At 42.8% G+C, this 17,755-nt stretch carries 16 protein-coding genes, 1 tRNA gene and 2 pseudogenes; 11 read left to right on the forward strand and 8 right to left on the reverse strand.

The features are described 5' to 3' along the window. Nucleotides 1-159: 159 nt before the first annotated feature. The 3 genes from F6K63_RS11780 to F6K63_RS11790 form a co-directional block, all read right to left on the reverse strand. Nucleotides 160-1,329: a DUF1822 family protein gene (locus tag F6K63_RS11780; protein WP_165691829.1), complete on the reverse strand. Its 1,170-nt coding sequence runs from the start codon at nucleotides 1,327-1,329 to the stop codon at nucleotides 160-162. Nucleotides 1,330-1,340: 11 nt separating this feature from the next. Then, nucleotides 1,341-2,855 carry a hypothetical protein gene (locus F6K63_RS11785; RefSeq protein WP_287251132.1) on the reverse strand — a complete coding sequence of 505 codons (1,515 nt, stop codon included), beginning with the start codon at nucleotides 2,853-2,855 and terminating at the stop codon, nucleotides 1,341-1,343. Nucleotides 2,856-3,142: 287 nt separating this feature from the next. Further along, nucleotides 3,143-3,409: a hypothetical protein gene (locus tag F6K63_RS11790; RefSeq protein ID WP_287251131.1), complete on the reverse strand. Its 267-nt coding sequence runs from the start codon at nucleotides 3,407-3,409 to the stop codon at nucleotides 3,143-3,145. 163 nt (nucleotides 3,410-3,572) lie between these two features. Here F6K63_RS11790 and F6K63_RS11795 point away from each other — a divergent pair, with 163 nt between their 5' ends. The 3 genes from F6K63_RS11795 (at nucleotide 3,573) to rfbD (ending at nucleotide 6,036) form a co-directional block, all read left to right on the forward strand. Then, nucleotides 3,573-4,220, forward strand: coding sequence for an alpha/beta hydrolase (locus tag F6K63_RS11795; protein WP_287251142.1), 648 nt, complete (start codon nucleotides 3,573-3,575; stop codon nucleotides 4,218-4,220). 383 nt (nucleotides 4,221-4,603) lie between these two features. Continuing rightward, on the forward strand, nucleotides 4,604-5,149 hold the full coding sequence (gene rfbC, locus F6K63_RS11800; protein WP_008178350.1) for a dTDP-4-dehydrorhamnose 3,5-epimerase: 546 nt from the start codon (nucleotides 4,604-4,606) through the stop codon (nucleotides 5,147-5,149). After that, on the forward strand, nucleotides 5,146-6,036 hold the full coding sequence (gene rfbD / locus F6K63_RS11805; RefSeq protein WP_008178352.1) for a dTDP-4-dehydrorhamnose reductase: 891 nt from the start codon (nucleotides 5,146-5,148) through the stop codon (nucleotides 6,034-6,036). The genes rfbC and rfbD overlap by 4 nt, the downstream gene beginning before the upstream one ends. Here the strand turns inward: rfbD and F6K63_RS11810 are convergent. Beyond that, entirely contained in the window at nucleotides 6,021-6,197 is a 177-nt protein-coding gene (locus F6K63_RS11810; protein ID WP_154659650.1) for a hypothetical protein, read from the reverse strand. The two genes, rfbD and F6K63_RS11810, sit on opposite strands and share 16 nt — an antisense overlap. Before the next feature lie 137 nt (nucleotides 6,198-6,334). Between F6K63_RS11810 and F6K63_RS11815 the strand changes: the two genes are divergently transcribed. The 5 genes from F6K63_RS11815 to F6K63_RS11840 all read left to right on the forward strand — a co-directional run bounded on the left by F6K63_RS11815 (nucleotide 6,335) and on the right by F6K63_RS11840 (nucleotide 12,930). Next, nucleotides 6,335-7,408 (forward strand): glucose-1-phosphate thymidylyltransferase, encoded by a 1,074-nt coding sequence (locus F6K63_RS11815; protein ID WP_071103789.1) that lies wholly within the window; start codon nucleotides 6,335-6,337, stop codon nucleotides 7,406-7,408. A 285-nt stretch (nucleotides 7,409-7,693) separates the two neighbouring features. Next, a complete protein-coding gene (gene rfbB, locus F6K63_RS11825) occupies nucleotides 7,694-8,791 on the forward strand; it encodes a dTDP-glucose 4,6-dehydratase (protein WP_071103787.1) in 1,098 nt (365 codons plus the stop codon). 879 nt (nucleotides 8,792-9,670) lie between these two features. Continuing rightward, a complete protein-coding gene (locus F6K63_RS11830) occupies nucleotides 9,671-10,306 on the forward strand; it encodes a hypothetical protein (protein ID WP_287267780.1) in 636 nt (211 codons plus the stop codon). Between the two features lie 60 nt (nucleotides 10,307-10,366). Next, nucleotides 10,367-10,537 carry a hypothetical protein gene (locus F6K63_RS11835; RefSeq protein ID WP_158026344.1) on the forward strand — a complete coding sequence of 57 codons (171 nt, stop codon included), beginning with the start codon at nucleotides 10,367-10,369 and terminating at the stop codon, nucleotides 10,535-10,537. Between the two features lie 1,223 nt (nucleotides 10,538-11,760). Further along, a complete protein-coding gene (locus tag F6K63_RS11840; RefSeq protein ID WP_287312198.1) occupies nucleotides 11,761-12,930 on the forward strand; it encodes a mechanosensitive ion channel family protein in 1,170 nt (389 codons plus the stop codon). A 90-nt stretch (nucleotides 12,931-13,020) separates the two neighbouring features. Here F6K63_RS11840 and F6K63_RS11845 read toward each other — a convergent pair. The 4 genes and pseudogenes from F6K63_RS11845 to F6K63_RS11865 all read right to left on the reverse strand — a co-directional run. After that, nucleotides 13,021-14,130, reverse strand: a pseudogene (locus F6K63_RS11845) (RNA-guided endonuclease InsQ/TnpB family protein); the annotation flags it as partial. 107 nt (nucleotides 14,131-14,237) lie between these two features. Continuing rightward, nucleotides 14,238-14,468: pseudogene (locus F6K63_RS11850) on the reverse strand (RNA-guided endonuclease TnpB family protein); the annotation flags it as partial. A gap of 277 nt (nucleotides 14,469-14,745) precedes the next feature. Then, entirely contained in the window at nucleotides 14,746-15,060 is a 315-nt protein-coding gene (locus F6K63_RS11860) for a hypothetical protein (RefSeq protein WP_071103782.1), read from the reverse strand. Nucleotides 15,061-15,350: 290 nt separating this feature from the next. Then, a tRNA-Val gene (locus tag F6K63_RS11865) sits at nucleotides 15,351-15,422 on the reverse strand. 60 nt (nucleotides 15,423-15,482) lie between these two features. Between F6K63_RS11865 and F6K63_RS11870 the strand changes: the two genes are divergently transcribed. The 3 genes from F6K63_RS11870 to F6K63_RS11880 all read left to right on the forward strand — a co-directional run bounded on the left by F6K63_RS11870 (nucleotide 15,483) and on the right by F6K63_RS11880 (nucleotide 17,600). Beyond that, a complete protein-coding gene (locus F6K63_RS11870; RefSeq protein WP_287312200.1) occupies nucleotides 15,483-16,088 on the forward strand; it encodes a metal-binding protein in 606 nt (201 codons plus the stop codon). Nucleotides 16,089-16,399: 311 nt separating this feature from the next. Continuing rightward, on the forward strand, nucleotides 16,400-17,239 hold the full coding sequence (gene mazG, locus F6K63_RS11875; RefSeq protein ID WP_287267777.1) for a nucleoside triphosphate pyrophosphohydrolase: 840 nt from the start codon (nucleotides 16,400-16,402) through the stop codon (nucleotides 17,237-17,239). A gap of 160 nt (nucleotides 17,240-17,399) precedes the next feature. Further along, entirely contained in the window at nucleotides 17,400-17,600 is a 201-nt protein-coding gene (locus tag F6K63_RS11880; RefSeq protein WP_008178378.1) for a hypothetical protein, read from the forward strand. The last annotated feature ends 155 nt before the right edge of the window (nucleotides 17,601-17,755 follow it).

Raw genomic sequence — 17,755 nt, forward strand, 5'->3', positions numbered from 1 at the left:
TTCGCTCCAATTCAAAATTATCAATTAAAAATTAAAAAAAATACTACAAATGAAGTCGGGGGCTTGAAACATCGCTTCGCTCCAATTTAAAAATGGTAATTTGTTACTTTTTTATTCCCCCTACTCCCTACTCCCTACTCCCTACTCCCTCTTAAAATATCATAAACATTTATCAGGATCAAAAGCGAAGGGAAGTAGGGTTAATGAGGCTCCATTACTTAGAGAAATGGTAGCTACAAATTTTTGGTTCCACCTACCTGCTACTGCAACATGGAGATAACGTTCATTTACCAATATCGCTTCAGAGACAACACCAGTGAATTCGCTGATTCGTAACTTCATACCAGGGGGAAGTGTATTACCAAGACAGTCTTCGATTAGCAATAGCAATGCCCATTCTCGAGTATCTTCTGGTGCTTTCTGGTAAATGAACCAGGTAACAGCACATAGTTTGAACAGAATGCCATTTAAATTAACAGTTTGGTAAGAGCCACGAGCATGAGACGGAACAATTAATCCTTTTTGTCTTCTCAACTCTTTAGCGATCGCTCGATATCTGTCTGGTTCATCCGATACTGGACTAATCCGACGCATTGATGGCTTAGAAAAGGTATAGTCAGGAAGCAGTTGCCAAGATAAACAGCTTGCTAACTCATCCATTTCTCCTCGCAGCCATTCTGCTGTATTAATGGCTGTTTCAGCAAAGAATGGTAGGATTTCCTGAACAGAACGCTTAGTATCAGCAACTGGAATTGTGATCTCTTGGGAATCTAACCAACGCAAGTAGTGCAGTAAATGATTTGGTTGCTGATCAAATAAAGACAGAGGTAAGTTATAGTTACGGTTACCTTGTGGTAAGTTAGCTGTTTCGCGATAGTTAACCAACTCGTCGTGACGTAAAATACCTCTAATAATACCCTGTTCTTGGGTTTCTTTCACCTCAATTATGATATAAAAATGAGCGGCAAGTTCTGGTAATTCAACAGCAGCTATTGGTATATTAACCCCTGGATATATGAGGGTTTCCGTGACAATTATACACAGATTAAAATTACCAACTTTAAAATTACATACCGTTTCAATCAGATTAGCATACTCTGGTTGAAACACCGAACATTTATCCTTATTAATTGGCAGCTTAACCCGTTCTTCTAACCATCTTTCAAAACCAAATAAGGCTAAACTATTTAGATAATTTGGCCAATTTTTGGCCTCACTATTAACTTTTTCACTAATCTTTATCGCTTGCTCAAAGTCTTCAGGTTCTAGCCAAAATACTTCTCGGTTTGCAAGGGCTATATCCCTGGAATCTGTCCTATCCTTATTCATTAGTTTCATCCTTATTTTTTTTGATTGTGTTCATCTAGATATCGGCACAATCGCTGAGCATATAAACTAGCCATTGAACGGGTTTTAGAAGTACTCAGTTCTGCTACCGCTTCTTGAAAAACTTGTGTGTTCAAGAAAGCCTCTACTTCCTGCATCAGGTTACTCAAATAATCGAGCTTTGTGGCATTTTCTTCCAGAGCTAATCCCTTAGTAGTTGTTGAGATAAGCTGGAAAAAATTTTCTACACTCAGATAATGAACGCGATTCAGCAGTTTCCCTGGTGCCAAGACTCGGCTGGCTTGGGAATGATTGGTCATCTTCACAAGGGTTGCTATCTCTTTAAGAGACTTACCCTCACAGTAAAGGAATCGGAAACCTGGGATAACCTTTGAAGCAAAACAAGCGTAACGGCGACTTTGCTCTAAAGAGGCAATGTGCTCAGCCAAGGCTTGCGCTATCGCGTGATCTAAAACCTCAATCAGTCCCTGTTCAAGAAAATCCTGCAATTCAGATTGTCCTAAATGATCTATGGTATTAATAGAGTTTAGATCAGGTAATTCTTTGGGGACATACTCGCCAGTTTCTGGATCCCGTGCTTCTAGAGGTTCCCAGATCGGACTTCCTCTGCGGCTCCAAATCTCCTCTTCTTGCAGACCCTTGGCTATCCTGGTTAGTTCTTTGTGAAGCTCTTTGGTGGAATTGATGATAACACCACGTTCTGGCAACAGGTGGAGCATGTCTTGGAGTTGGTCATCCCTAGGCTCAAGGCATTGGTTAACTCTAGGGTTAAGTTTATGGTTAACTCTATGGCGCCGTTGCTGTTGTCTGTCTTGAGAATAGACAGTATGGAAGGTTTCTACTAGTTTGCGATCGCGTGGATAGAGCTGTTCAAGGTGTCTGAGTTTAACTCGTCCCAACAGTGACCAGTTACTGGACAAGGGCAATCCCTGTTCAGCTAAGCAACGTTTGATATCAGGATGTTGTTTGGTTTTCAGATATGCCCAATTGTCCAAACTGAAGCGAGCTGGTGAGTTCAGACGATAGCTTGCCAAGACATCAATCGTAAAAAACTGACCAAGTCCAGGTTCAATCTCACCTTGCTTATTAACAACCAGTTGAGCTTTGCCATCACTATCGAGAATAATCGGAGTTTTGCCATCATCATTGAGTACATAGGATAGCAGCTCACGGTAAGTTAACCGATAGTCAAGGCAAAACTGACTCGCTAGTTTTTTACAAGCCTTTAGGATAGGCATTGAAACATAGCACCGAAGACACAGTCCAGCTAACGCCCGGTATTTAGTATCACATGTAGTATCAACAGTAGATAGCTCAGCACGAAACCAGGATAGCAGTAAATCCTGGATACCTCGCTCCCACTGAGCTAATAACCTTTCCTTTTGATCCAATCCCAGGAGTGTTTGTTGAAAAAACTCCTGTGCTTCCTGTTGATGGCAGACTTTGTAGCCTTTTTCGTTATTGGTTGGGTCAAATACCCGAATTGTCGAGTATCTAGATGCATCCATAACCGATTGAGACAGCACTCTACTAGTATATAGATGTCAGGCTATTTAACCTGTGCAGTTTTCTCTAGCAACAGCAACAGGCAAGGCGTTGGTCAATGGTGGAACGATTGAGGGTAATCGGTAATCATTAATCAGTAATCAGTAATCAGTAATCAGTAATCAGTAATCAGTAATCAGTAATCAGTAATCAGTAATGTTAATTTGAGATTCCCTCACCGTCAATCATCAAACTCCAACCTACCCTACAACGGACGCCTGGACAAAAACCACCTCCAAGCCTTCAACCTTCAACCTTGGCCAATAGGCCACGCCATCGCGTTCAACCCTCCAACCTTCAACCTTGGCCAATAGGCCACGGGTTCGCTGAAAGCGGGACGAAGTCCATCGCGTTCAACCTTCAACCTCCCAACCTCCCAACCTTCAACCTCCCAACCTTCAACCTCCCAACCTTCAACCTCCCAACCTTCAACCTCCCAACCTTCAACCTCCCAACCTTCAACCTCCCAACCTCCAACCTCCCAACCTTGGCCAATAGGCCACGCGTGCGCGTTCAACCTCCCAACCTTCCAAAGCCTATTACTTGTGAAAATCAATTCATTTAAGCGACGAAAATTTCTATTCCAAAGTTTAGTAGCTCTGGGAATAACGCTGTTATCAACTGCTTGCCAAAAAGCGTACAATTCTCAAGAGATCACCTACTCTGATGGAGATAAATCTTTGCAGCTGAACTATATTAACATTCCCCCTACCAACAATCAACCACCAGCTGGATTAATTGTCTGCTTACATGGCTTTGGAGCCAACTCCCAAGATTTGGTATCTTTGGCTAAGGCGCTAAACTTACCAGACTATCAGTTTCTATTTGCTGAAGCTCCCTTTGACCATCCTGCTGTACCTGAGGGTAAAATGTGGTATGATTTGAATGGCCCGGAGTATCAAGGCTTAACCGAAAGCAGACAGCAGCTAATTGATTGGCTCAAATCCCTGGCCAAAAGGCCACGCTACGCGAACGAAGTGAGCACTGGCGTGCCCCTATCCCGCACCATTCTGAGTGGATTTTCCCAAGGCGGAGCCATGACATTAGATGTAGGGTTGACCTTGCCAATAGCAGGCTTAGTATCCATGAGTGGCTATTTACATAGCCGAACCCAACCTCCTACAGGCTCATCGTTACCAGCAATTTTGATAGTTCATGGTAGACAAGACGAGGTTGTACCGTTAATGGCTGCTCACAATGCTAGATATACTCTAACTGGTTTAGGGATACAGGTCAAGTATCAAGAATTTGACATGGGACATCAAATCATCCCAGAGGTAGTAGTGCTCTTTCGTAATTTTGTTCTTGAAGTAATGGGTAATCGGTAATCTGAATGACTTTTCGTTAATTTAGTTTAGTTAATTTAATTTTTTCGATAGTTTACACCATTCGCCTTTACGAAATCCTGATAGCAATTTTAAATTCAGTAGAATACAAAAGTTCGTCAGATTAAGCCTCGATCGATCTTCCCCATCTTGCCATCCCTCCCTTTCTACACAACTAGGTGTAGTCTACTTGAGTGCAGACTACTATTATAATTACTCCCCTATCAATCTTGTTTTCAATTAACAGACTACTAGGGAGGAAAGTGTCAAGCTGAGATATTTCACAAAAAGTTTACAAAGTATTGAAATTCTTTCAGTGTAGATAACACAAACTTGATGAGGAGTTGGTCACTTTAAGAGGCTTAGCTAATCAACCAGAGAACTGTATGAACGTTATTGAAACCAAAATACCCGAAGTCTTAATTCTTGAACCCCGTGTCTTTGGTGATGACCGTGGTTTTTTCTTTGAAAGCTACAATAAACGAGTTCTAGCAGATAAAGCTGGGATCACCGCTGAGTTTGTCCAGGATAACTATTCCCGTTCAGCCCAAGGGGTGCTTCGAGGATTACACTACCAGATTCAGCAGCCCCAAGGTAAACTGGTGCGGGTTTTACTCGGAACTATATTTGATGTGGCAGTGGATATTAGAAAAAGCTCCCCGACCTTTGGACAGTGGGTTAGTTGTTTGCTGAGTGCAGAAAATAAACAACAAATCTGGATTCCAGCTGGATTTGCCCACGGATTCCTGGTAGTCTCTGAATTCGCTGAAGTTTTATATAAGACTACTGACTTCTACGCTCCTGATCACGAGCGGACTATTGTGTGGAATGACCCTGACCTAGCCATTCATTGGCCTCTGACCGACTCTCCCAGTCTGTCGGCTAAAGATCAAGCGGGTAAGTCTTTCAAAACAGCCGAGGTTTTTGCATGAAAAAAATCTTACTCACTGGGATTACTGGACAAGTGGGTCAAGAGTTGGAAGATACTCTGAGTCCCCTAGGCCAAGTCATCGGTGTGGGGCGCAGCGATATGGACTTAGCTGAGCCAGAGAGTATTCGTCAGGTAATTCATCAGATTAAGCCTGACGTGATTGTCAATGCAGCGGCTTACACGGCTGTGGATAAAGCAGAGACAGAACTGGCACTGGCTAAATCGATTAATGCTGTTGCTCCAACCATCATGGCAGAGGAAGCTCAGAATTTAGGAGCCATCCTGCTCCATATTTCCACCGACTATGTGTTCGATGGCAAAAAAAATACTCCTTACACGGAGCAAGACACTCCTAATCCCATCGGTTCTTATGGTAAGTCGAAACTGCAAGGGGAAGAAGGGGTGCAGCAAAAATGCGATCGCATTCTCATCCTCAGGACTGCTTGGGTTTATGGTACTCGTGGTCATGGCAACTTTGTCAAAACCATGTTACGACTAGGGGCTGAGCGAGAAGAGCTTCGGGTGGTAGCGGATCAAGTGGGTACTCCTACCTGGGCTAAAGATATAGCAGTAACCATTACTCAACTTTTGCAAGCAATGGATTCTAATCCAATGCTAGGAGGAATCTATCACTTCACCAACACTGGTGTCACCAGTTGGTATGACTTTGCCGTTGCCATCTTTGAAGAAGCCAAACTGCTGGGCTTCCCCTTAAAATTGCAGCGAGTTGTCCCAATTACTACCCCAGAATACCCCACTCCCGCTCAGCGTCCAGCTTACTCAGTTCTCTCAAACCAGAAAATATCCCAAACCTTGGGAAGCTATCCGCCCCATTGGCGTCAATCTTTGAGGCAAATGCTAGCAGAACTTTATCAAAAGCTTGGGTAATTGCTATAAGCATAGGGAGTAGGGAGTAGGGAGTAGGGAATCGGGCATCGGGCATCGGGCATCGGGCATCGGAAAACAATCCTGTGTACCTGATTAGTATGAGAACCGCTATAGTTCAAGTTCAACCAAACAACCTGCCAACCAAACAACCAAACAACCAAACAACCTTCAACCTACCCTACGGGAACGCCAAGGGCGAACAACCTTCAACCTACCCTTCACCGAATGCCAAGGGCGAACAACCTTAATAATTCATATTTCATATTTCAGACTTTATAGTGAGGATTTCATATAGCTTATGAAAGCACTAATTCTTTCTGGGGGAAAAGGAACTCGTTTACGTCCCCTAACTTATACTGGTGCCAAACAGTTAGTACCTGTTGCCAATAAACCAATTTTGTGGTATGGGCTTGAAGCGATTATCGCTGCTGGTATTACTGATATCGGTATTATTATCAGTCCTGAAACTGGGGAAGAAGTTAAGGCTAAAACAGGAAATGGCGATCGCTTCGGAGCCAACATTACCTATATCCTCCAAGACCAACCCTTAGGACTTGCCCACGCCGTTAAAGTGGCCCAACCCTTTCTCGGAGATTCTCCCTTTGTCATGTACTTGGGAGACAACTTGGTTCAAAGTGAGCTGAACTTATTTGTAGAGAATTTCCAGAACAAAAATCTGGATGCTTTAACTCTGCTACGGGAGGTAGATAATCCTACTGCTTTTGGTGTTGCCAAAGTCGATGAATTCGGGCGAGTGTTGCAGCTAGTAGAAAAACCGAAAGTTCCTCCTTCTAATCTGGCACTGGTAGGTGTTTACCTATTTTCTCCTGTTATCCATCAAGCAATTGCTAATATCCAGCCTTCTGCTAGAGGGGAACTGGAAATTACCGATGCGATTCAATACTTGATTGATCAACAAAAAAATGTAGAAGCGTTTCAAATCAAAGGTTGGTGGCTGGATACTGGTAAAAAAGATGACTTGTTAGCTGCTAACCAGATTATTCTAGATACTTGCCTAGAATCTGCTGTTGATGGTGAAATTGACTCCGAAAGTCGAATTAGCGGACGGGTACAGATTGGTAAGGGGTCTTCTATTACTAATTGTACCATTCGTGGTCCAGTTACCATTGGTGAAAACTGCCATCTGGAAAACTGCTTCATTGGTCCATATACTAGCATTGCTGACCAAGCTACTCTCTTAGATGCTGACATTGAGCATAGCGTGATTCTAAAAGGTGCTAAATTAACGGGGATTCATCAACGAATTGTTGATAGTTTAATTGGAGAACGAGCTCAAGTTAAAGCTGCACCCCAACATCCAAAAGCCTTACGATTCATGATTGGTGATGACTCACAAGTTGAACTAACTTAAGGTAATAATTCAGCGGTCAGCCGTCAGCGATCAGCGGTCAGCTTCAAATAAACCTTGAACGGTCGAATTTAATAGTTCGAGATTAATGAGAATTGAAGGTCTGGGTAAAAGCCATTGGCCAATGGCTGATAGCTGATAGCTGATGGCTGAATGCTGAATGCTGATAACTGATAGATGAATGCTGATAACTGAATGCTGATAGATGAATGCTGATAACTGAATGCTGATAGCTCAATGCTTACTTTTCTACTAACCCATTGAAGCACTAACCCACTCAAACTAATCATGAATTCTTTTGAACAAAAATCCCTGACTACTAGACAACCTCGCCAATTACTAGTAACAGGTGGTGCAGGATTTATTGGCTCGAATTTTGTTCATCACTGGTGTGAACAGTACCCAGGCGATCGCGTGGTGGTACTAGATGCTCTGACTTATGCTGGTAACCGCCAGAATCTGGCCGGTCTGGAAGACAAAGCAAATTTGCGGTTTGTCCAGGGAGACATATGCGATCGCACTCTAGTAGACCGCCTGCTCCAGGAAGAAAACATCGACACCGTCGCCCACTTTGCTGCTGAATCCCATGTTGACCGCTCCATTTTAGGACCCGATGCTTTTATCCGCACTAATGTGGTCGGTTCCTTCACCCTACTAGAATCCTTCCGGCAACAATGGCAAAATCAAGGACAACCAAGGGATTATCGCTTCCTCCATGTTTCCACGGATGAAGTGTATGGCAGTCTAAGTGCTGATGACCCAGCCTTCTGTGAAACCACACCCTATGCCCCCAACAGTCCCTATTCAGCTTCCAAAGCTGGCAGTGACCATCTTGCCCGGGCTTATTACCATACCTATGGGGTTCCCACTATTATTACCAATTGCTCCAATAACTACGGACCCTATCATTTTCCAGAAAAATTAATTCCCCTGATGTGCATCAACATCCTGTTGGGCAAATCTCTACCAGTCTACGGGGATGGACAAAATATTCGAGATTGGCTGTATGTGGGTGATCATTGCCGTGCTTTAGATGTGGTGATTCACAAAGGTCAACCAGGAGAAACCTATAACATTGGTGGCAATAACGAAGTCAAAAACCTAGACCTAGTTCACCAGATTTGCGAGCTGATGAATGAATTAGCCCCTGATCTACCGGTTGCTCCAGCACAACAGTTAATTACCTTTGTCAAAGACCGCCCAGGCCATGACCGTCGCTATGCTATTGATGCGACTAAAATTAAAACTGAACTGGGTTGGGTACCAACAGAAACCTTAGCAGGTGGCCTACGTAAAACTATTGAGTGGTATCTAAGCAACCGGGATTGGTGGCAACCATTGCTATCCCAAGAGTATCAAGCTTACTATCAAAAAGTTTATGCCTAGAAGGATGTTCGCGTAGCCTGGCCGTTCGCGTAGCGTGGCCTAAAGGCCAAAAGGCTAAGGGTTAGGTACCCTCGTCCTAGATTTTAGGGAGTAGGGAGTAGGGAGTAGGGAGTAGCGATGCAGTGTGGTCAAGACCGCTTAGGTGCGTTTTCCGTAGACGAATTAAATTCGCCACGGGTCGCACCTCTGCATCGCTTTTTAATAACACCAAAAAATCTTCCGAGCTTTTTCCTACTGTTCCCTATTCCCTGTTCCCTGTTCCCTTGTAAATGCTATAGATGATATCCATTGTGGATCAAGGGATAAACTATCGAATTTTCTCTCATCATATTTTTTTTTATACAAGCTTTATATAGTTAAAGTTTTAGTTAGTTGTTCGTTAAACATGGGTATGCTACCAATTCCTAATAATAAGAGACCTAATAAAATATTTTAATCCTATTACAGGGAACAATTTTTTGAGCAAATTGGGACTATATTTAAGGCTTTATACGAACGAGATGCCGAGATAGCTAACTTAGATAAGATAGAGCGCAGTCAGTCTAATAGCTTAGAAACAGTTAATACTCGAATTGATGAAATTAAGTCTTGTTTTAGTGCGATTATTTGTCTACCTTCATTAGAAGAATCATCTCAACAATTTCAGGCTATAGCCTATCTCGATTTAGGAGCTTGCTTGGCTCTTTTTCCTCAAAAAACTCTCCTTATCTATAAATCAGTTGTGCCGCCACAAGGCTTAAAGAGCAAAGAATTAGAAACGTTCAAGTTTTCCGGGAATTTAGATTTTCAAACAGGCATGGAACTATATGGAAAAATCTTGAAAATATTAAAATCTTGAACATCTTACAAACAGGTTGCTGAACTGATAACAGGGAAACTATGACAGACGAAGAATTTACAAGGTACTTTGTCGAAAATTTACCAGACAAAGTGTATAGTGCAGTAATTAAGTTATGCGATCGCTTTTTAGAAAAAAGGAGGAGTCTTTCCTACGAACAACATCTCATTGCTTTTTCTACTCTTGAACAGTTTATCATATATCACACTATTCCCTATTCAATCCCCAGAATTTTTGAGGATTATGGAATATCAAACTATCAAAGAGAAGAAGCCATTGTCGAATTCTTTAGAACTATCAAGCAAACTATCCAATCGCTTCCATGGAGCGAGCAGTCAAAGTTGATGCAGCAATCTCTGAGTAGCACCTGGAAGCCAAAGGAAAACCTTCAACCGAAAGAAGAACTTAAATCTTTATCTCAAGATGCTTTGCTACGTTTGATTCAAGAAAAAGATAATTTAATTAATCTTTTAATTAGACAGGTAGAAACAGCGCTACAGCGTCCGAGTTTGTATGCAGAAAATTATCACAATGAGGGAAACACTATGTCTGAACAGCCAATTAACAATGACCTCCGTGGTGCCAAATTTGGTGGTGGCTTCGCTAATAGAGATCAGCACGGTGGTACGTTAAACGACTATTCCAAAGACCATAATTTAACTGAGGCAGCAGCATAAATTCAACAGCTTTTAGAGCAACTGTCCCAAACTAACCCCACTTCAACCAATGCTGAAAAAATGGCAGTGGTGGCTAAGGCGGTGGATCAGATTGAAGGTAAACCCACCCTAAAACAAAGGGTGATTAATGTCTTAAAAACGGGGGGAACAGAGGCATTTAAAGAGGCGGTAGATCATCCCTTGGTGAATGTTTTGTTCGCAGCTATTGAAGGTTGGCAGGAAGGTTCGTAATTCAGTTACTTATGGAACTCTGGTGCCCAAGTTAGCCACCACCGTACATTCGGAGCCACAAAACAGCATAAGTAAACACCATCACTAAGAAGCTACCGATGACTCACTACGTTAGGAATCGGTGCTTCTTGTGGAATATGCTGCCAATGACTCAAGAATGGTAGCAACACTGCTACCAATAACCTTGGCATTCAACAGACATGGGCAGTACTTGATTCGAGCCAGTGACGTCCTGCTGTTAAGCCAGGGGCTCTACTAAAGCCCCGTGGAAAGGACGCCAGTTGCTCCGCGCGCCCCACACTTACCATATTTACCACACTTTAAACACCTACCACGCCTGCCTATGTTTCCCTGTTCCCTTTTCCCTGTTCCCTTTTCCCTTGTGGGGAAAGGGATAAACTATCGAATTTTATATCATCATATTTTTTTTTATCCAATCTTGATCTACTTAAAGTTTTAGTTATTTTACCTTAAAATTTATAAATTTTAGCTGAGTTAGATATAAACTGATAGTCGAGACAATAATTAAGTACGAACTACTAAGAGTTGATTGAAATATTAATTATTTAAATTCAAGGGAAAACTATGGAGATTTGATAGGTTAGTTGATGGTGTTAGTTTTGGAATGGTTAACAGGCCACTTTTTTTATCAAAACTATTTGAAGATAACGTATTTTTAACAAAAACTTTAGGATTGATATATCAGTATTATATAGCGTTTTAAAACGATTGAAAAACTGAGAATATCTTATTTGATTTTACTATAAAAATCTGGAGCTATTGCCTATTGTCTATTGCCTTTTTCCACAATCTATGACTTGACAACTCCTTTGAAAACGCTATAGCTGGATTCTTGATTCCTTGAATCGTAGTTTCTACGTCCTCTTACTTAAGCAATTACTACGTTAATTGATAATACATTTATGATCAGTGTTATTACTATAGTTGGTATTGTTTTTTTTCGATTATACTGAAGTGTCTTCCATTTAAATCAAACCTAATAACTTGTTATTGAGGATTCATGGAACAAAAACTAGTATCTACAGTGCTCAAATTCCGACTAGTTATTAGCTAATAACAGAACTAATAACTAGTCTTTAAATCACCTGCTATCCGATCCAAATTTACCTATTATTAATTAGGTTTTTACTGGTGCAATATCTTTAATAACCAGTGCCAACTAGGCATTTGGAGCTTTATGCTGTTCTATTTTAGTCAAAACTATGGAAAACCTTAAGAGTACAATCAACCTAATCAAAGAAAGGATATTTGATTCCGACTTCCAGCTCGGCAACATCCCTCTTTCCACGATACTTATGGTGGTGGTCATCCTCCTCCTCACCCAAATATGTCGAGGTTTGTTCACTGCCATAATCATTGACAGAATTGAGCGTCTGACTAGCGCTACAGAAACTACCCTAGACGATGAGTTTATTAAGATTCTTAGGGCACCATTAGGCTGGCTAATTTGGCTGGCTGGATTATGGCTAGTACATAGTGTTGCGGCAACCCATCTTAGTCCTGAACAGAATCAGAAAATCCCCGAGATGCTCTTTGTGAGCGCTCTGTTCATTGCCACCTATATTCTTTACCGTGCTGCTCCACTACTGGGGGAGCTGCTAGCGGGATTGGCGGCACACACTGAAACTGAACTGGACGATTTGTTCGTCCCCTACTTCCCAAGGCTTTTTCAGACAGCAGCAATCCTGATTGCTGTGATTAAAGCCAGTGAGATTTTGTTGGGGACATCGGCCGGTGCACTGATCGGTCTAGTCGGTGGTGCAGGTGTTGCCTTAGGTTTGTTAATGAAAGATATTATCTATGACTGGTTTTGTACGGTGATTATCTACGCTGATGGTCTCTATAAACCCGGTGACTGGGTAGCAGTGGACGGAGTCAATGGTTTTGTTCAGATCGTCAGTATTGGTCTAAGAAGTACACAGCTTCGTCTGACTGAGTGGGGTTCTATCAAAAAAGTTCCCAATTCTAAAATGATTGCTGGCGTTGTGGAAAATTGGTCCCAGAAGACTGGCGATACCTTTGAGTGGGGCATAAATTTAACTCTGAAAGTTGATGGAATTTCGGCTGAGCAAACTAGCCGCATTTGTCAGGCTATTGAAGATAAAATTCCGTCTATCGATGGCTTGCATAAGCAGAACATGTTAGTTTTATTTTCCCACATTGAAGAGAATGCTCGTGTGATTATAGTTAGGGTATTTGTGATTGATACAAACCTATACATTGCTGCCCAGCAAAACTTGAATCTAGCCCTATTAGAAATCCTGGAAAAAGAGGAGATTGATCACCTGCATGTTGAGCTGGAAAAGCAACTTCAAGACTACAAACAGGTGAAGGAAAATGGCTCTGCCAGTGTGGCTATGATAAATTTTTAGAAAATAATCCCTACAAAGCTTACTAACCAACACTTATAGCGATCGCTAGTAAGCATTCAGCGGTCAGCGGTCAGCGGTCAGTCGTCTCGATTAGCTGACTTGACACTCCCCGGTCATTAGACGCGGGGATTCTTGCTTCATAGAGCCAACTTGCTCAACCAGACCGGAATCAGGAAGAGTAGAGGTCGATTCTCCACAAGAGTTTGGATCAATGATCCAGGTTCCGGTGTGCCCCACCGTACCCAAGGCTCTTTTCAGGATATTGATTGCAGCGTTGTGGTCTCGGTTTAACTGGCACCCACACTTACAGACATGAGTCCTAGTTGACAGTGACTTTTTAACCGCTTCGCCACAATCTGAACAATTCTGGCTTGTATAGGCAGGATTTACCGCAACGGTGACTCTACCAAATTTTTGGCCAAAGTGCTCTAACCATTTTCTGAATTGATACCAACCTGCATCGTTAATAGATTTAGCTAGACAATGGTTTTTAACCAGGTTTTTCACTCTCAAATCGACCTAGGCGACCAGGTCGTTAGACCGGATTACGCAACGTGCCGGAGACGAAACCTTAGATAGTGGAGCCTTTATGGGTGTTCGGCTTTGCATAAAAGGGTTAAATCTTTTGTAATAAGGCTCCACTATCTTACGGTAACTTCTAACCAGTCTCTTGGCATGTTCTTCACGCTGCCTACTTATTTTGAGATGTTGTCTGCCTAGTCTATTAACGGCCTTCTTACGGTTAGATGAGCCTTTCTTTTTTCGAGATACTCGACGCTGATAAAATTTCAGACGCTTTTCCCCAGTTCTATAAAATCGGGGATTGGGTTCTGTGTTACCTCTAGAATCGGTGTATAAATCTTTTAGCCCTACATCTAATCCTACAGTAGCGTCAACTGGATCCAATTGTTCATTTATCTCAGCAGAGATGCAAAATTGAACATAATACCCATCAGCCCTTTTTACAATGCGAACCCGTTTAATTTGCTTCTTGTCCAAGCGCCACAAGTCCCAGGTACCCTTGAGCTTTAGCTTTCCAATTCCCTTCTTGTCACTGAAAGTGATTGATTTCTTGTCAGGGGATAACTTCCATCCTGATTGCTTATACTCAACCGACCTACAGTGTTTTTGAAAGCTAGGAAAACCTTTCTTTCCTGGTACCTTTTTCTTGCAGTTTTCAAAGAAGCGAGAAATTGATGACCGGAGATGAAACCTTAGAAGAGTGGAGCCTTATTTCATGAGTTTTAACCCTTTTTTGCATAGCCTGTCGCCTATAAAGGCTCCACTCTTCTTACGGTAACTTCTAACCATGCCCTTTCAGCCGCAGCTTGCCGAGCAGTAGAGTTTAATTCATTGGCAAATGAGAATTCTTTAGCAAGTATCTTGCAATATTTGCTAAGGTCATATTTCCCCGTCCCTTTATTGTCCATCCATAGACGGATGCAGCTATTACGGATAAATTTGACTGTCCGAATTGCTTCTTCTATAGCTTGATATTGGATAGGTTTCCCGTATGCCTTAAACTCTATTATGATCATCAGAACTCGACCTATTCTGTTATATTATTACGCTAGTACGTTTGAGGAAAACTGTCAAGTTATAGTCAAACCTTTTTCACGGCGACTAAAGTCGCTACTAGCTTTCATCCCGGAGACGAAACCTTAGAATAGTGCAGCCTTACAACAAAACCTGTCACCTTTAATGCATAGCCTACCAACTATAAAGGCTGCACTATTCTTGCGGTAACTTCTGACCCGGTTTAAAAACACGGGGCTTTCAGCTTTGGGGGTTACGTAACTCAGATTAAACAAATGGTTACCTGTTTTCTTCAAAAGCACCTGAAGTAGCGATGCAGCGCCACCAAAGCGGGTTTCCCCCACTCGCGCTTTGCATCAAGACAGCGTGGCCGTAGGGCATTAACTGAATGGTAATAGCTAATAAGTGATAGCTGAATGCTGATAGCTGAATGCTTACGATCCCTACAAGCCATTTGTGTAAAAATGGCTTTTCATTGTCTTGATGCCGCCCCTCCTCATGAGCGACTGCATCAAGATAGGGATTCCCGACAACAGAAGAAAAAAAATATCCATTGAGGAATAAATTCGTAAACCGATACTTTTTAGCTACCAAAGTCTACCAAGATAGACCAAGGCCCGCCAATGCAAGATGCAATAGCATCCAGGGGGTATCTCCGCGCTTCTCTGACGGAATATCCCGCGAGCGCCATAAAAATGTCAAAAAAGTTGGTTCCACCGGGATTACAGCGCAACTATTAAACCCTTGGTTTTCGGCTTTAATTTAAGTTACATAATAATCCCTGTCGGTGTTACCCTAATTTAAGTCTAACAAATAATAAGAGTTTTTGGTAGACTCTGCGACATTTTTTCTAGCTGTTTACTAACCTTGGAATTTGACGGACATGGGCAGTACTGGATTCGAACCAGTGACGTCCTGCTTGTAAGGCAGGCGCTCTACCGCTGAGCTAACCGCCCGTATGCAATACTTACTTACTATAGCATATTTTTCCAAAGACGACAACAACTATAAAAAATATGTCCTCTGGCTATATACATGATCGCATAACCTTGTGGAGTTTGCCAGTAGTCACGGTTTTGAGCCTGGTAGTAACCCGGAGTAGTGATTTGACCTTGATTGTAGCTGGAGGGTTCCTGTTCGGTGGCTTGATGTTTAGCCCTGACTTAGACCTATACTCTCGACCCTTTAAGCGTTGGGGCTGGTTGCGCTGGATTTGGATCCCTTATCAGAGGATGGTGCCTCACCGTTCTATTTTTTCTCATGGACCAGTGATTGGGACAATTTTGCGACTGCTTTATCTAGCCAATTGGATCGTCTTGTTTGGGGGTGTGGGATTGCTGGTGTTTCAGCTATTCCAAGATGAACCAGATCGTTGGCTGGAGCTGATTCAAGGGCTGGGGGGTAGGGTGTGGGAATATCGTACCTGGTTGATGGCCTGTGTGGTGGGATTGGAGTTGGGTGCGATCGCGCATTTTGTCAGTGATTGGGGAAGTTCGGCTTATAAGCAGTTTAAAAAAGGGGGGATCACGGGGTTATGGTCTCCCAAGCAAGGGAGGAGCAAGGCCAGGGGTGCGGGTAAGACTAAACCACAAAGACCCAAAGCACGCAAAAGCAAGAGGTAAGCATATGCGCTACGCGCAGGCTACGCCAACAGCTATCAGCTGTCAGCCCTCAGCTAATCAACGGTCGGTAGTAAACAAGGTGGGGGGTGCTGGTACGGCTGGTTGAAAATCCCTGCTCGCTTTACTAATCCGACCCCGTACAGTTAAAGCGCCTGAAAGCTGATAGCACTTCAAGTAGCGTGGGCATAAGCTGATAGCTAATAGCTGATAGCTGATACGCGACACGCTGATAGCTGAATGCTTACATAAAATTTGGCATTGGTGCTGGATTTCGTTAAGAATAATTAAGTTGCGTTTCGCTTTTCGGTTTTATGTGTAGTTCCCCTCAACAAGCTCAGCCAGTTAATCAGGTGTCGATGTTGGCCGCTTTGCAAGAGTTGATTGATGTAGTAGCCAGATTGCGATCGCCTGAGGGTGGTTGTCCTTGGGATTTGGCTCAGACCCCTCAATCCCTAATTCCTTATGTAATTGAAGAAGCTTATGAAGTAGTGGATGCAATTCGCAGTGAGGAGCAAAATGCGATCGCAGAGGAGTTGGGTGATTTGTTATTGCAGGTAGTTCTGCAAGCTCAAATTAGTAGTGAGCAAGGTCAGTTTACCTTGACCGAGGTAGCTCAGGGGATTACTCAAAAGCTAATCCGCCGTCATCCCCATGTTTTCGGTGATGTCGAGGTTGATAATGTCGAGGAGGTGCGTCAAAACTGGGAAAACATTAAGGCAGCAGAGAAAGGAGAAACCATTGCGGATAAGCAATTATTGAGTCGTAAACTGAGTCGCTATAGTAAAACTCTTCCCCCTCTAATGGCTGGGATGAAGATATCGAAAAAGGCCGCTAGTGGTGGGTTTGAGTGGGATAATGTTGAGGGAGTTTGGGATAAGTTTCACGAAGAATTGGCTGAGTTTCAACAAGCACTTGAACAGGACGATAAAGCCCACCAGGAAGCAGAATTGGGAGACGTATTGTTTACTCTGATTAATATTGCGCGTTGGTATGACCTTGACCCTTCAGCTGCTTTGCAGGGAACCCAGGGAAGGTTTATTGAAAGGTTAGCGCAAGTCGAAGCATTGGCTGAGCGCCCACTGTCTGATTACACCTTGGATGAGTTGGATGCTCTGTGGCAAAAGGCTAAAGCACTCTTAGCTCAGAAGTAGGGTCTCCTTAGAAGCATTCAGCAGAAGAAAAGACCCACGCTTAGTGGAAGTAGAAAGTGGGTGCCCAAGCAGATTTGATATTACAGGGGGTATAGCCCCACATCCCCAAGCTCCGGAAAAAGGTTAAAAATATAAACAACAGCCATTACCCTATAGTATAATGTTGGCTCCAGTTCGTCTTATTCCCGGTGCTATACCAGAACTATTTGCTAAAGTTAGCAGCTCTGGAAAAATTACTCTTGCTGATCGATATGGATTGATGGCAGCACTATTGGAGGATTCACTCACCTCCGAAGAGAGAGACTCCATCGACAGATTGCTCCACGCTGTACATCGGGGCAGGGTGAAACTTGCTACCTAGTGCATATACTATAGGTAGTAGATGCGTCTACTTAAGAAAACGATATAGAAAACAATAGATAAAAAGAAATCCCCCATTGATGTGAGGGGCATGGGGGGCTGGAGAAAACATTGAATCTACTCTATTTCATTAAACAAGAATTTGAGTCGATTTGA

Source organism: Moorena sp. SIO1G6 (assembly GCF_010672795.1).
In the GTDB taxonomy this organism is placed as follows: Bacteria; Cyanobacteriota; Cyanobacteriia; order Cyanobacteriales; family Coleofasciculaceae; genus Moorena; species Moorena producens.

Excerpts from the sequence above, each read along its gene's own strand:
- F6K63_RS11780 (WP_165691829.1), bottom strand. The coding sequence starts at position 1,329 with ATGAATAAGGATAGGACAGATTCCAGGGATATAGCCCTTGCAAACCGA.
- F6K63_RS11785 (WP_287251132.1), bottom strand. The coding sequence starts at position 2,855 with ATGGATGCATCTAGATACTCGACAATTCGGGTATTTGACCCAACCAAT.
- F6K63_RS11880 (WP_008178378.1), top strand. The coding sequence starts at position 17,400 with ATGTTGGCTCCAGTTCGTCTTATTCCCGGTGCTATACCAGAACTATTT.
- rfbC (WP_008178350.1), top strand. The coding sequence starts at position 4,604 with ATGAACGTTATTGAAACCAAAATACCCGAAGTCTTAATTCTTGAACCC.
- rfbD (WP_008178352.1), top strand. The coding sequence starts at position 5,146 with ATGAAAAAAATCTTACTCACTGGGATTACTGGACAAGTGGGTCAAGAG.
- rfbB (WP_071103787.1), top strand. The coding sequence starts at position 7,694 with ATGAATTCTTTTGAACAAAAATCCCTGACTACTAGACAACCTCGCCAA.
- F6K63_RS11815 (WP_071103789.1), top strand. The coding sequence starts at position 6,335 with ATGAAAGCACTAATTCTTTCTGGGGGAAAAGGAACTCGTTTACGTCCC.
- F6K63_RS11830 (WP_287267780.1), top strand. The coding sequence starts at position 9,671 with ATGACAGACGAAGAATTTACAAGGTACTTTGTCGAAAATTTACCAGAC.
- F6K63_RS11870 (WP_287312200.1), top strand. The coding sequence starts at position 15,483 with ATGTCCTCTGGCTATATACATGATCGCATAACCTTGTGGAGTTTGCCA.
- F6K63_RS11835 (WP_158026344.1), top strand. The coding sequence starts at position 10,367 with ATGGCAGTGGTGGCTAAGGCGGTGGATCAGATTGAAGGTAAACCCACC.
- mazG (WP_287267777.1), top strand. The coding sequence starts at position 16,400 with ATGTGTAGTTCCCCTCAACAAGCTCAGCCAGTTAATCAGGTGTCGATG.
- F6K63_RS11840 (WP_287312198.1), top strand. The coding sequence starts at position 11,761 with ATGGAAAACCTTAAGAGTACAATCAACCTAATCAAAGAAAGGATATTT.